The organism is Heyndrickxia sp. FW510-T9 (genome assembly GCF_058781025.1).
Window position 1 is genome coordinate 117,537 of record NZ_JBYSWK010000008.1, and the last position, 13,681, is coordinate 131,217.

At 36.7% G+C, this 13,681-nt stretch carries 14 protein-coding genes and 1 other annotated feature; of the genes, 4 read left to right on the plus strand and 10 right to left on the minus strand.

Going from position 1 to position 13,681, the window contains the following annotated elements:
* The first annotated feature begins 299 nt into the window (after positions 1-299).
* On the plus strand, positions 300-521 hold the full coding sequence (locus AC3WJF_RS06600; protein ID WP_492450511.1) for a DeoR family transcriptional regulator: 222 nt from the start codon (positions 300-302) through the stop codon (positions 519-521).
* Between the two features lie 331 nt (positions 522-852).
* Here AC3WJF_RS06600 and AC3WJF_RS06605 read toward each other — a convergent pair whose 3' ends face one another.
* Complete coding sequence (locus tag AC3WJF_RS06605; RefSeq protein ID WP_492450513.1) at positions 853-1,581, minus strand: pseudouridine synthase; 729 nt, start codon at positions 1,579-1,581, stop codon at positions 853-855.
* Positions 1,582-1,806: 225 nt separating this feature from the next.
* On the opposite strand from AC3WJF_RS06605, the gene AC3WJF_RS06610 reads away from it, so the two are divergent.
* On the plus strand, positions 1,807-2,058 hold the full coding sequence (locus AC3WJF_RS06610; protein WP_492450515.1) for a hypothetical protein: 252 nt from the start codon (positions 1,807-1,809) through the stop codon (positions 2,056-2,058).
* A gap of 204 nt (positions 2,059-2,262) precedes the next feature.
* Here the strand turns inward: AC3WJF_RS06610 and AC3WJF_RS06615 are convergent, their stop codons facing one another.
* Positions 2,263-3,882, minus strand: coding sequence for a putative polysaccharide biosynthesis protein (locus AC3WJF_RS06615; protein ID WP_492450517.1), 1,620 nt, complete (start codon positions 3,880-3,882; stop codon positions 2,263-2,265).
* Positions 3,883-4,064: 182 nt separating this feature from the next.
* Between AC3WJF_RS06615 and AC3WJF_RS06620 the strand changes: the two genes are divergently transcribed.
* The gene (locus tag AC3WJF_RS06620; RefSeq protein WP_492450539.1) at positions 4,065-5,339 is read left to right on the plus strand and encodes a BaiN/RdsA family NAD(P)/FAD-dependent oxidoreductase; all 1,275 of its coding nucleotides are present in this window, start codon (positions 4,065-4,067) and stop codon (positions 5,337-5,339) included.
* Between the two features lie 496 nt (positions 5,340-5,835).
* Here AC3WJF_RS06620 and AC3WJF_RS06625 read toward each other — a convergent pair whose 3' ends face one another.
* The 7 genes from AC3WJF_RS06625 to AC3WJF_RS06655 form a co-directional block, all read right to left on the minus strand.
* Positions 5,836-6,018, minus strand: a complete 183-nt coding sequence (locus AC3WJF_RS06625; RefSeq protein ID WP_492450519.1) for a sporulation protein Cse60 — start codon at positions 6,016-6,018, stop codon at positions 5,836-5,838.
* 115 nt (positions 6,019-6,133) lie between these two features.
* Positions 6,134-6,859, minus strand: coding sequence for a peptidoglycan recognition protein family protein (locus AC3WJF_RS06630; RefSeq protein WP_492450521.1), 726 nt, complete (start codon positions 6,857-6,859; stop codon positions 6,134-6,136).
* 336 nt (positions 6,860-7,195) lie between these two features.
* On the minus strand, positions 7,196-7,513 hold the full coding sequence (locus tag AC3WJF_RS06635) for a rhodanese-like domain-containing protein (RefSeq protein WP_492450523.1): 318 nt from the start codon (positions 7,511-7,513) through the stop codon (positions 7,196-7,198).
* Between the two features lie 86 nt (positions 7,514-7,599).
* Positions 7,600-10,014: a leucine--tRNA ligase gene (leuS, locus tag AC3WJF_RS06640; protein ID WP_492450525.1), complete on the minus strand. Its 2,415-nt coding sequence runs from the start codon at positions 10,012-10,014 to the stop codon at positions 7,600-7,602.
* A 219-nt stretch (positions 10,015-10,233) separates the two neighbouring features.
* Positions 10,234-10,459, minus strand: a binding site (T-box leader).
* 128 nt (positions 10,460-10,587) lie between these two features.
* Positions 10,588-11,778 carry an MDR family MFS transporter gene (locus AC3WJF_RS06645; protein ID WP_492450541.1) on the minus strand — a complete coding sequence of 397 codons (1,191 nt, stop codon included), beginning with the start codon at positions 11,776-11,778 and terminating at the stop codon, positions 10,588-10,590.
* Between the two features lie 306 nt (positions 11,779-12,084).
* Positions 12,085-12,255 (minus strand): glycogen biosynthesis protein GlgD, encoded by a 171-nt coding sequence (locus tag AC3WJF_RS06650; protein WP_492450527.1) that lies wholly within the window; start codon positions 12,253-12,255, stop codon positions 12,085-12,087.
* Positions 12,256-12,287: 32 nt separating this feature from the next.
* Positions 12,288-12,554 carry a DUF2524 family protein gene (locus AC3WJF_RS06655; protein WP_492450529.1) on the minus strand — a complete coding sequence of 89 codons (267 nt, stop codon included), beginning with the start codon at positions 12,552-12,554 and terminating at the stop codon, positions 12,288-12,290.
* 268 nt (positions 12,555-12,822) lie between these two features.
* Between AC3WJF_RS06655 and mnmM the strand changes: the two genes are divergently transcribed.
* A complete protein-coding gene (gene mnmM, locus AC3WJF_RS06660) occupies positions 12,823-13,395 on the plus strand; it encodes a tRNA 5-(aminomethyl)-2-thiouridylate-methyltransferase MnmM (protein WP_492450531.1) in 573 nt (190 codons plus the stop codon).
* 22 nt (positions 13,396-13,417) lie between these two features.
* Here mnmM and AC3WJF_RS06665 read toward each other — a convergent pair.
* Positions 13,418-13,681, minus strand: a 264-nt coding sequence (locus AC3WJF_RS06665; RefSeq protein ID WP_492450533.1) for a DUF2600 family protein, incomplete at its 5' end; no start/stop codon positions are given.

Here is a 13,681-nt window from a genome sequence, read left to right on the forward strand (position 1 = left end):
ACATTAAGGATAAATTTTTACGATAATTAAGTTTTCTTACCATATAAATACTAATTAAAAAATACGTACATATCATTAAATTAAGATGATTTACCTAAATATTTGGTTAATTTACATGATGGACTGGAAATTTAAGAAACAAAGGTGTAAAATGTAATTGTCTGACATTTTAATTGGAAAATTTGTCGAGAAAGAAGGAGTTGTCTGGCAAAAAAGTCTAGCAAAGCTTGGAGAGATTTTCAAACTAATTAGCCGTCCGTAGTCTTAGCTTTTTGGAAAAAGGATGAGGGAGTGGTTTTTTGAAACCTTCAACAAACAGGATGTTAACCCGAATCAAATCAATCTATGTGTTCATAAAAGAGAATGGTACAGTAACAACACAAGAACTTGTAGATGAGTTCGGCATAACACCACGTACAATTCAAAGGGATTTGAATGTACTTGCTTATAATGACTTAATTAGAAGTCCACACCGCGGAACTTGGACAACAACTGAGAAAAGAGTAAAAATGACATCATAAAAATAGAAAAGCGGAAGCGCCTAGCCCATCGGTGTACGGATGAGTGAAATTTGAAGTGTAATTTCAACGAGTGAAACTGCACTTCAAATTTCACCTTCCATAGTCTTCGAAGGAAGATTTAGAAAACAGTGCTCGGTAGTTCACAAGCTAGTGAAATGTAATTTTAGATGAAGCACTTACCCCCGTGGAGAGGAGACGGAGAAATCCGTTAACCGCTATGCGTTGTAGCTGGACAAGATTAGCCTTTATAAGATTAATTATTTAATATTTGAATAACTCGATAAACATATGAAAAAGAGCTGTTTTGAACAGCTCTTTTTATTTCCTCTCTTTATTCTCCCTCCGTTATCATCACATTTTTTAATAGCTCAACTTCCCCATCAGTTAATTCACGATATTCCCCTAATGGCAATTGTTCGTCGAGTTGCAATGGCCCCATTGAAATTCGCTTTAAATAAACTACTTTTTTCCCTACAGATTCAAACATTCTTTTTACTTGATGAAATTTCCCCTCTGTAATGGTTAATTCAATATCAGAGCGAATGCCAGATTTCAGGATTTTTAGGACACCAGGCTTTGTATGATATCCATCATCTAATGTAACTCCATTTTTAAAAGATTCAATATCTGTTTCCGTTACAGCCCCATCAATAACTGCAAAGTAAGTTTTTGGGACGTGTTTTTTTGGGGATAAAAGCTTATGTGCTAACAGACCATCATTTGTAATGACTAATAATCCTTCTGTGTCCTTATCGAGCCTCCCTACTGGAAAAGGGTTTAGAACAGAATCCTCGAAATCTAATAAATCAATCACCGTCTTATCATGGTAGTCCTCCGTTGCGGAGATGACACCTTGGGGTTTATTCATCATTAAATAAATGAATTCTTTATAGATTACTTGTTCTCCGTGGATGGTAATGACATCTTGGGAAGGATTTACATGAGTCTTTCCATCCTTAATTACGGCTTGATTAACCGTTACTACACCATCTTTTAATACTTTTTTCATCTCTTTTCTACTGCCATATCCGACATTTGCAAGTAATTTATCGAGTCTCATTCCATACACCTACTTCTTTTCAACTTTAGAATATTTATTAGTATTTGGGCTCTTACCTATACTTAAATCGTTTGCATACATAGGCTATTAGGGAATGGCAAGAAGTTTTAGTTGTGGCTTTTAATATAAGTCATATATAGAGCTAATATTATTTAGAATCAAACTTTCCAGCTCATACAACTAATATCTGACTGCTTATCATCAATCTGACGAGGTGAACCAGAAATGGATTACAGACAACAAATGTTTCCCCAAATGACTATGCAACAACCTAGTCAACAATATGGTAATTATCCGCCGTCCATGCAGTATCCTAGCGGGCAAATGCCATCTACAGGTCCATCCTTTTCGGGAGGCGGCCAAAGCCAACTAGAAAGGCGGGTGGACAGACTTGAAAAACAAATGGAACGAATGAATCGTCGAATCACTCAAGTCGAGAGGCAAATGCAATATTGGGGACAAATGGGACATCATTAAAACAAATGCACAAGCGCCTTGCACATCTGCTAACCGATGGCTGCTTGCGCTAGACGTAGACAATTTTTCAAAATGTTATCCTCAGTGTGAAATTATATTATTTCCTAAACCAGAAAAACGCCACAGCGTTTTCTTGGAGTAGTGGATAGGAAAAGAAATCGGCGTGCTTGCCGATTTCTTTCTTAGATAACTTATTTTTGACAACTACCCTATATGAAGTCTTCTCTTTATACTTTGCAGTCTTTGACCAAATAGTTTATCAGCAAGACCAGATCTTAATCCTAAATACCCATAAATGACTGCGCCAATACCTCCACATATCATCACAATTAATAAAGATTGCCATTTTGATGCTGGAGATAGAAATAGAGTGGTTAGCTTGTAAAAAACGAATACACCTACTACCATTATTGCATTAATCATAATGATTAATACACTCCTTCGCGCAACTGTCTTAAATGGATAATCGGCAAATACTTTAATAACAATCAAATTAATAATAATAGAAACGGAATAGCCTAAAGCAGTCGCATATACGGCACCATCTGTCTCAAATAGTTTAATAAATGGGATATTAAAGGTTAATTTCACTAACAAACCAGTTAACAGACTTAATATCGTAAATCTTTGTTCATTAATCCCTTGCAAAATAGCCGCTGTAACAGAATATAAGGCAAAAAGAATAGCAACAGGTGCATAATGCCCTAACACATCAGCTCCTAATTTACTATGTTGATAAAACACGGTAAAAATAGGGTTTGCCAGCATTGAAAGTCCAAGTGCTGCTGGTACAGTTAAAAACAACATAATTTGAAAGGTTTGGTCCACCTGACGAATCATAGACTGACGATTTCCTCTAGCAAATGATTCGGTAATAAGCGGTACGAGTGTAAGCGAGAAAGATGTTGCGAGTGAAACAGGAATAATCACCAGTTTATGGGAATCAAAATTGAGAATACCGATTGCCTCCAGGGCTTCTTTCCCCTTATTAATCGCAGCCATTCCTCTTGTAAAAGTTAACTGATCAACATATTGAAAAAGTGAATTAGCTATACCAACAAATACGAACGGCAGTGCATATATAAAGATCTCTTTATACATTTCTGATAACGATACATTTAAGGTACCTTTATCATGTTCAAGCAATTCATCAAAATGATGTTTCCTTTTTTTCCAATACCAAAATAATATAAGTAAGCTTGCAATCCCCCCAACAAAAGCCGCAAAAGTAGCAACACTAATAGCTGTAACCATGCTTCCATTAAAGATATGAAGGACAAAATAAGCTCCAAGTAAAAGAAATAATATCCTTACAATTTGCTCAATAACTTGGGAGACAGCCGATGGTCCCATTGACTGATGACCTTGAAAATAACCGCGAATTAAACTCATGACAGGTATAATAATAAGTGCAAAGCTAACAGCCCGTATAATCGTTGTTACATTATCAATAGTATATTTTTTTGATTGTACCCCTGACATACTCAGTTCTGCAAAGGTCGGTGCGAAAATATACATAATTAAAAAACATACGATCCCTGTTGCAAGCATCAATAGGATACCTGATTTAAACAACTTCCTACCTACCGCATATTCCTCTAGAGCATTATATTTTGCTATATATTTTGATACAGCAAGCGGAACACCTGCTGTTGCTATACTAATAAATAATGTGTAAGGGACATATCCGAATTGATAAAGAGCTTCTGGCTCTGATCCGCCAATAATAGCATGGAATGGAATTACATAAAATAAGCCGATAAATTTTGAAATAAACGTCCCTAACGTTAAAATAAACGTACCACGCATAAGTTTTGAAGACATATAATCCCTACTTTAAACATCTATGACATTTTTCATTTCACTAATTAGTAGTGTACAACTTACTACGGTAATTGACAATTTATTCGAAAAATCTTTTTTTTAGTATCATGATTTATAACAATCTTGATTTAAATATATAATCATTCTAAAATGAAACGAGTATATAAAAAGGTGTTGAAATGATGAAGTTTGATGTAATAGTTATTGGCGGTGGACCATCCGGATTAATGGCAGCCATTGCTGCAGGAGAAAACGGAGCAAATGTATTATTAGTTGACAAAGGGGACAAGCTTGGCCGAAAGCTAGCCATATCTGGTGGTGGCCGTTGTAATGTCACGAACCGATTACCAATTGATGAAATCGTAAAACATATCCCGGGAAATGGTCGCTTTTTATATAGTGCATTTTCTATTTTCAATAATGAAGATATTATTCAATTTTTCGAAAAACTTGGGATTAAGCTAAAAGAAGAAGACCATGGAAGAATGTTTCCCGTATCAAATAAGGCACAATCTGTTGTTGATGCCCTTTTAAAAAGACTTGCTGAGTTAAATGTAGCGATTAAAATAAATACACCAGTAAAAAATCTCAACTATGATAACAATCAAGTTTCTGGCATTGAGCTTAAAAATGGAGAAATCATTCATTGTAAATCAGTTGTGGTAGCGGTTGGTGGAAAATCGGTTCCACAAACAGGATCAACCGGTGACGGATTCCCTTGGGCTGAGAAAGCCGGTCATACAATCGCAGAGCTCTTTCCTACGGAAGTTCCAGTAACGTCTGATGAACCTTTTATAAAAGAAAAAACATTGCAGGGGTTATCGCTTCGAGATGCTGCTGTTAGTGTGCTAAATCCAAAAGGGAAACCCCTCATTACACATAAAATGGATATGATTTTCACTCATTTTGGCATTTCGGGCCCAGCTGTTTTACGATGCAGTCAATTTGTCGTAAAAGCAATGAAAAAATGGAAATTAACACATGTTACAATGAGTATCGATGCAATTCCTGATCAAAATGAAGAGCAACTTTTTCAATATATTGTAAGATTATTAAAAGAGGAACCTAAAAAGGCAGTTAAAAACTGTTTAAAGGGATTGCTTCCGGAAAGATATTTATTATATTTACTACAGAAGTGCGAAATAGATGAAAATACTCAAGCTTCCGCTATTTCCTCGGAAAGAATACGTGCATTTGCTAATGCTTGCAAGTGTTTTTCCTTTCAAGTAAATGGAACACTACCGTTAGAAAAAGCCTTTGTAACGGGCGGCGGTGTTTCCGTAAAGGAAATCGAACCGAAAACAATGGCCTCCAGATTAATGCCAGGGTTATATTTTTGCGGAGAAGTGCTCGATATTTACGGATATACAGGTGGGTATAATATCACATCTGCTTTAGTAACAGGAAGATTAGCAGGATCAAATGCTGCTATATATTCTATAGACCCTCATGAATAATATATTTAAAAAACGCATGGATCTAATAAAGCAAAATCCATGCTTTGTTTTTTCATTTTTTGCAGACACGTAGTCCTTTATTTTCCAAAAAGCCGACAGGAATAACCCTTTGATTTAGGTGAGGCTGTCTTTTGATTACCGTTTTGCTTTCTCGCTCTGGATTTCGGGAACATAACCCGCTTTTTGATTACCGTTTTCCTTCCTCGCTCGGGATTTCAGGAACCTAACTCGACTTTTGATTACCGTTTTCTTCCTCAATCTGGGTTTCGGGAACCTATCCCACTTATTGATTACCGTTTTCTTCCTCAATCTGGGTTTCGGGAACCTATCCCACTTATTGATTACCGTTTTCCTTCCTCGCTCTGATTTTCGGGAACCTGACCTGCCTTTTGATTACCTTTTCCCTCCTCAATCTGATTTTCGGAATTCTATCTTGCTTTTTGCCCCAACAAACCTGTCCGATAAGAACAGCATATACAACAAATGGCCAAATGAATTATTTTTTATATAAGATCATGGCACTAAAACAATAAATTTGTTCCTCTTCGTCTTCAGGCATTATTGCCACATGATACTTAATATCTAGCAGTTTTTTATCATCGAGGGTTTTTAAAAATTGATTTACATCTTTTTCTAAATCCTTTTCGTGTTCATAATCAAATACCTTTACTTGTATCATAATTTACCATCTCCCTTTTTTTACTTCTATCATAGACAGAATGTTCAGTTTTTAAAACATTTCAATAAATTAAAAAAGATGTATGAAGATTACTTCACACATCCCTCATGAGGTTTTACTGCATTGTTGCCAAGATTTCTTTCATTTTTTGTGTAATGGGCGGGTACAAATTATTTTTAGCACTAGTTGTACTATTACCACCGAAAAAACCTGTTCCCGGGCAAGTTTTAACTGCATGTCCCTTGCTATTATCTAAGACTCTTTCACCTGATTTGATATCCCACCAATGATGGTATGTGATGGTGTCAACGGAAGGAGATAAACCATACTTAATACATAGCAGGGCAGTTATAGTTACAATTGATTCTTTTTGTTCCCTTGTCATTTGATCATGACCTTTATCGAAATTGCCGATATTTTCAATCGCTATCGAATCAGCTTCTATAGCTCTCATAACAGTTTTATTATTTAATCCAAACGTACCTTCCGGTGGTAGGTTAAATGGTCTCCCCAGGGCAACTTTACCGTCCGGAAAGATGGTTAAATGCTGACTGATATGATTCCAGCCCATCTGATTAATATGATAATTCTCCATACCTTTTAGCATTCTCAAATGATTCGATCCATTAAAATGCTCATATGATGGCTTCCATGTATGGTGGATCTGGATTTTCCCCACCTTTCTGGAGATGGATTGCTTAAATAACCAATCCTTAAATTCATCCCTTGTCATTATTTTAAATGAAGTGTTTTCCATTTGAATTGCTGCTTCTGCAGGTGTAAAAAAATTCATTCCCATTATGAATAGAAAACTAAAAACCAGTAACCTTTTTTTAATCATTTTTTATTCCTTTCTTATTGCTATGGTTCTGTATTTATAGTTTTTTTAATGGGAAGGAATTTATTCGAAGTATTAAATATTTCTTCTTTTTTGAGGACACAGGATCCGTTATTTCAATGAAAAACCGCCATTTCATCATATTAGAGGACACACATTCCGCTATTTTACGAAATTCCCTTCGAAATAGCTGTTTTTAGCCATGATAACGGAACGTGTGTCCGGATAAATCGAGGAAACACCCATTTTGTCACAAATAACGGAACCACTGTCCGATTCAGAAGCATACTCGCAAACTACCGTTGTTTGAAGTTACAAACTAGGATTTGGAGGAAATTATTATTTCGACTTTGTTTCCCCTGTCCATTGAAGCATACCGCCTGTCATATTGATGACATTGTATCCTTGGTCTTGGAGAAAATAACATACTTTTTCACTTCTACCACCAGAACGACAAATAATGATGTACTCTTCATTCTTATCTAATTGATCAAGTGAATCCGGGATATCTCCCATTCGTATATGTACTGCTTCAGGAATCATGCCTTCTGCAACTTCATCATCTTCGCGAACATCAATCAAATTTAATGTTTCATCAGCTTTTAATTTCTGTTCTACTTCTTCTGGTTTTATTTGTTTAATTTCCAATCCATTCATTCCTTCCTATCATTTATCTTCATGATTATATCAAATTGTTTAATAGCAAAACAAAGGAAGGGGCTTTAAACGACCCCTTCCACCATTTAATTCGCAACAATATTCACAAGTTTACCTGGTACAGCGATGATTTTACGTACGGTTTTCCCTTCAATAAAGCCTTTTACTGTATCCTCGTTAAGTGCAATCTCTTCCAGTTCCTTAGCAGAAGAATCACGGGAAACGGTCATTTTCGTGCGAACTTTTCCATTTACTTGGATGACAATTTCAACTTCATTGTCGACAAGTTTTGTTTCATCATAAGTTGGCCAAGCTTCATAAGAAATAGATCCTTCGTGCCCAAACTTTTCCCATAGCTCTTCACAAATATGTGGAGCAATTGGTGCTAGCATTTTCACAAAGCCTTCCATATATTCTTTAGGAAGAACATCCGCTTTATAAGCTTCATTGATGAAAACCATTAGCTGAGAAACCGCTGTATTATAGCCAAGATTTTCATAATCCTCCGATACCTTTTTCACTGTTTGATGATATGCCTTTTCAAGAACATTCTTGTTTCCGTCTTGAACTTTGCTTGAAAGCTCGCCGTTATCATCCACTAGCAAGCGCCATACACGGTCAAGGAATCTTCTTGCTCCATCAAGACCATTTGTTGTCCAGGCAATGGATGCTGTAAGTGGTCCCATGAACATTTCATAGAGACGAAGAGTATCCGAACCATGGCTTGAGACGATTTGATCAGGATTAACAACATTTCCTTTTGATTTACTCATTTTTTCATTGTTTTCACCAAGAATCATCCCTTGGTTAAGCAATCTTTGGAAAGGCTCTTTTGTCGGAACAACGCCAATATCATACAAAAATTTATGCCAGAAACGAGCATATAGCAAATGTAGAACCGCATGCTCTGCCCCACCAATATACATATCAACTGGAATCCAAGCTTTTAGCTTTTCTGGGTCAGCAAGTACCTGATCATTATGTGGATCGATATAACGGATAAAGTACCAACAGCTACCTGCCCATTGCGGCATTGTATTTGTTTCACGACGGCCTTTTTTGCCTGTAACTGGATCGACAACATTTACCCATTCCTCAATATTAGCAAGTGGTGATTCACCTGTTCCTGATGGTTTAATATCTGTTGTTTTTGGAAGTGTAAGTGGTAATTCCTCTACTGGAACTGCAGTCATCGTTCCGTCTTCCCAATGGATAATAGGAATTGGTTCTCCCCAATAACGTTGACGGCTAAATAGCCAATCACGTAGGCGATAAGTTATCTTCTTTTCACCTATCCCTTTTTCATCTAGCCATGCGATCATTTGCTTAATTCCATCTTCTTTATTTAGGCCATCTAGAAAATCGGAATTCACATGTTCACCGTCACCTGTATATGCTTCTTCTGCCACATTCCCGCCAGCGACAACTTCTTTTATTGCTAATCCAAATTTCTTAGCAAATTCGTAATCACGTTCATCATGTGCAGGGACTGCCATTATTGCGCCTGTACCATAGCTCATTAGTACATAATCAGCAATCCAGATTGGCATTTTTTCATCATTAACAGGATTAATTGCATAAGCCCCAGTGAATACCCCTGTTTTGTCTTTAGCAAGATCTGTACGCTCAAGATCACTTTTGGATTTAATTTGATCAAGGTATGCATTAACAGCATTACGTTGCTCATCTGATGTAATTTTGTCCACATGCGGATGCTCTGGTGCCAAAACTGCATAAGTTGCTCCGAAAAGTGTATCAGGACGAGTTGTAAATACAGTGAACGTTTCGTCAGTACCATTGATATTAAAGGTAACCTCTGCACCTTCTGATTTGCCAATCCAATTTCTTTGCATATCTTTAAGGCTTTCTGGCCAGTCAAGATCATCCAGATCCTCAAGAAGTCTGTCTGCGTAGGCTGTTATCTTAAGTATCCATTGTCTCATTGGGCGGCGCTCTACGGGATGCCCCCCACGTTCACTTTTCCCATCGATGACTTCTTCATTGGCAAGTACTGTGCCTAGTTCTGGACACCAGTTCACCGGTACCTCATCGACATATGCAAGACCTTTTTCGTATAGCTTTAAGAAAATCCATTGTGTCCATTTATAATAATCTGGGTCGGTTGTATTTACTTCACGGTCCCAATCAAAAGAAAAACCAAGTGAATTTAATTGTCTTCTGAACGTTTCAATATTATGTTTTGTAAATTCTGCTGGATCATTACCAGTATCAATTGCATATTGCTCAGCAGGAAGTCCGAATGCATCCCATCCCATTGGATGTAGAACATTGTAGCCCTGCATTCTTTTCAATCTAGCAAGAATATCTGTGGAGATATATCCTTTTGGATGCCCGACATGTAGCCCTACTCCGGATGGGTACGGGAACATATCAAGTGCATAATAGTTATCTTTTGATTTATCCTCTGTTGTTTTAAATGTATGGTGCTCTTTCCAATATTTTTGCCACTTTTTCTCAATTTCAATGTGATGGTAACTCATGAAATTTCCTCCTTCTCTTTATTAAGGCTCTTTTCTTAAATTTTGTTGTTTTGTAAAAAGAAACTTTATTACCTTCTTTATTCGACTTAAGTTTGGTTAGCTCTTTTAAGAATGTCCCGAGACTAAGTCTAAAAAAAGGTTTAAAACTATTTACGAAAAACAAAAATCTATTCGAATACAGCCTTTTTTAAACAACAAAAAACCTCTCATCCCTGTCAAAACAGGGACGAGAGGTTGATTATACTCCCGCGGTACCACCCAAATTAGTGCATGCACTCACTTCATTCATCCTTAACGCGGAAAACGGCAAGAATTACTGAGGAGTGATCCTGTTCACAATTGCAACTAATAGGTGAGTTCATGATGGATCTGATTGGCTTGCACCACCCGCCAACTCTCTTTTATTGCAGATGACATCATTACTATTCCTACTCAAAGTTTCATTATGGATTAAATTATTTACCATTTTAGCCAATTTTAATCGTAGTTGCAAGCCTTTTTTTATTGAAAAATAACTTGTTAATCGGCTTACATTTTCACACTGTGCTAAAAAAGGTCGTTCATAATATTTTTTTACATTGATATGCTATGCTCATGATTAGCGGAAGATTTTAATGGCTTATCAAAGAAAATGGATAAACCAATAGCGATAACAAATAATACCATTAAGGAAATAAATAAAGTGGTCATTCCGTATAAATCGACGACAATTCCGCCAGCCAATGGTCCAATCATACGGCCACCTGTTGCAGTACTATTGACAATCCCTTGAAAAAGTCCTTCTCTTCCCTTAGGTGAAAGTTGACTTGCAATCGTTGGAATTGCTGGCCATACGAGCATCTCTCCTAAAGTAAGTATAACCATTGCTGCAACAAAAGCGCTTAAACTATGTGCAACACTTGCCACACCAAAAGAAATAATAAAAATAGTAATTCCAATGATAATTTGGCCTTTCAAGCTTGAACAGAACTTCTTTATAAGCGGTGTAATAATAGGTTGCCCGAGTACAATTAAAGCACCGTTGATCGCCCATAAATAACCGTATTGTCTTAAAGTGATTCCAATTTCTTGCGTATAGCTTGAAATGGTTGCTTGCCATTGAACATACCCAACCCAGCACAGCAGGTAGGCGGAACATAAAATAACTAAAGCCTTGATAATTTGTTTGTTTCTTATTGCTCCATGTTCTTGAATTACGGATGTTTGCATACCTTGCTGGGCAGCCATATTTTTATAGCCAAAAATGGCAATCAGTAAGAAAATAATGAACATAAATAAATTACAAATGAAGATATAATTAAATGAAAACGAGGCAACTATCCCACCTAAGAATGAACCTAAAGCTACCCCCACATTTTGTGCTACATATATTGCATTAAACGCCTTTCGTCCGCCTTCTTTCCAAACCGATCCTGCCATTGCAAATACACATGGAAAAATTATGCCGGATCCAAAGCCTGTAATCGTTAGGAATATGACGTAATTTGGCCAATCATGCCATATAGTGAGTCCAATAGCAGCCACTACAGTAATAATTATCCCAAAAAGGACTGTTCGATAGCCCCCTAATTTATCAAAAAGCGTCCCACCTAGTAAATTACCAATTACGCTTGCAGCCGAATTTAACATTAGCACAAACCCAGCAACAGTTAATGATTTTCCAAGATGGTCATGGATGTAAATAGTGTTTAATGGCCATAAAAAAGAAGAGCCAGTTGTATTCACCATCATCCCAATTACTAAAAGCCACAAGGATTTAGGCATTAAAAACATTAAAAACGCTCCTTTTCCACCTTCAATATTCTATACCATTCCTCATTTTATGCTTTTTCTACCATACCAACAAGAGGTAAAATAATAATTATGTTTTCAGAAAATAAAGGAGTGCGGGATGCACTCCTTTATCACCTTGTCTAGCTACAGCGCCTATCGGCTAGCGGATTTCTACGTCTCCTCCCTACGATAAGTCAACATCAGGTGAAATTGGTACTTCAAATTTCACTCGGTGAAATTACACTTCAAATTTCACTCATCCGTACGCTAGAGCTACGGCGCTTCCGCTTTTCTAATTTAATCCGGATTCTCAATATGCTGTTTTGAACGAATTGGCTGGGTATTCTTTGCATTGTTTTTCTTTAATTGTTTGACCGGATCATAATCTTTGCCCAATTCCATGTCTTGATTATTCACACCGTTGCGTGTTTTTTGCTCAGGATTATTTTGCTTAGATCTTTTTCTCATAATTTCCTCCGTCGTCTATGTTTTTATATTGGCTAGTCATGGTTAAGGAGGATCATTTGATTTTGCAGTTGTTGCAACTGCAACCTCTTGCGATGCAAAATCTCCCTTTGCTGGGAATTTGAACTATTTGCTAATTGACATACTTCATTATAAGATGTTTCTAATTGTTGAAGGGCGCTCGTGTATTCTACATCATGATAATGCTCTTGGCGCATCCCTTCTGAATACTGGTCATGTGCTTGTTGGAGCGCATTATCACATCTCTGGAGGCATTCGTCTATTGATTTTCTAGTGGCCACTTATGAATCCTCTCCTTATTCGTGAGTTGAAGCATTATGCTTCACCTAATAGTTTGTTCATTAAGGGAATGACTATGTAGGAAATCCAAGGTAAACAGTATATGGCTTCGGTTCCACGTTTTTGATAATATTTTTATGAAACTGTCCATATATAGGAGGAAAAATAATTGTTACAGGTTAAATGTGCTGATAAAAATGCACTTGATGCAGAGTTAAAAAGAAGAACTAAAAGACAAGGCAAATTTTACGCTGAGAAGAGGATGATATTATGAAGCTGCAAAGAATATTGAGCTTTGCTCATTCTCTACTCCAAACTACCGTTTCAACTGGCGATACAGTTGTGGATGCAACTGTTGGGAACGGACATGATACAGAGGTGTTAGCAAAATTAGTCGGAAATCCTGGACATGTCTTTGGATTTGATATCCAAAACGAGGCCATTGTCAAAACACAAAAACGAATGAACGAACATATGCTTAGTGATCGAGTCACCCTTTTCAATAAAGGACATGAAACCTTAAAAGCTTCCATTCCAATAGAGCTTCATCGAACTATTACTGCCGCAATCTTCAATCTTGGGTATTTGCCTGGTGGAAACAAAAACATTGTTACACGAGGCAATACAACGATTTCTGCTATCGAACAATTATTAGAAATCATGCCACAAGAGGGGATCATCGTATTGGTGGTCTACCACGGACATCCTGAAGGTGCGCTAGAACGGAATGAAATAATAAATTATGTAAAAGAGCTTGATCAAATGCAAGCACATGTTATGAAATATGAATTCATCAATCAAAAAAATAATCCGCCATTCATCATTGCTATTGAAAAACGATAAGAAAATCCATTCTTATCGTTTTTTATATCATATTCTTTTCGTCTTTCACGCGGTTATTTAGCAATGCCTTTATAAAACTGGTAGGAATGACATTTTGCAATCCACGATATGCTCTCCCGTTCCAATAAAAGAAATAACTAATAGAGCCTGCATATTTCATCAGTTTTTTCGAGAGCTTTTGAACATCCTTTTGTCTATTTACCTTTTCATCTGACAAATACACCCCTAATAACCCTCGATTAATTAATTTATGAAATTTTTGATCTGGGAGTTTATTGGTATGTTT

Bases quoted from the DNA above. Each gene is read 5' to 3' on its own strand.
- AC3WJF_RS06620 (WP_492450539.1), top strand. From the start codon at position 4,065: ATGAAGTTTGATGTAATAGTTATTGGCGGTGGACCATCCGGATTAATG.
- AC3WJF_RS06615 (WP_492450517.1), bottom strand. From the start codon at position 3,882: ATGTCTTCAAAACTTATGCGTGGTACGTTTATTTTAACGTTAGGGACG.
- AC3WJF_RS06630 (WP_492450521.1), bottom strand. From the start codon at position 6,859: ATGATTAAAAAAAGGTTACTGGTTTTTAGTTTTCTATTCATAATGGGA.
- mnmM (WP_492450531.1), top strand. From the start codon at position 12,823: ATGAAGCTGCAAAGAATATTGAGCTTTGCTCATTCTCTACTCCAAACT.
- AC3WJF_RS06650 (WP_492450527.1), bottom strand. From the start codon at position 12,255: ATGAGAAAAAGATCTAAGCAAAATAATCCTGAGCAAAAAACACGCAAC.
- AC3WJF_RS06645 (WP_492450541.1), bottom strand. From the start codon at position 11,778: ATGCCTAAATCCTTGTGGCTTTTAGTAATTGGGATGATGGTGAATACA.
- leuS (WP_492450525.1), bottom strand. From the start codon at position 10,014: ATGAGTTACCATCACATTGAAATTGAGAAAAAGTGGCAAAAATATTGG.
- AC3WJF_RS06610 (WP_492450515.1), top strand. From the start codon at position 1,807: ATGGATTACAGACAACAAATGTTTCCCCAAATGACTATGCAACAACCT.
- AC3WJF_RS06625 (WP_492450519.1), bottom strand. From the start codon at position 6,018: ATGATACAAGTAAAGGTATTTGATTATGAACACGAAAAGGATTTAGAA.
- AC3WJF_RS06605 (WP_492450513.1), bottom strand. From the start codon at position 1,581: ATGAGACTCGATAAATTACTTGCAAATGTCGGATATGGCAGTAGAAAA.
- AC3WJF_RS06635 (WP_492450523.1), bottom strand. From the start codon at position 7,513: ATGAATGGATTGGAAATTAAACAAATAAAACCAGAAGAAGTAGAACAG.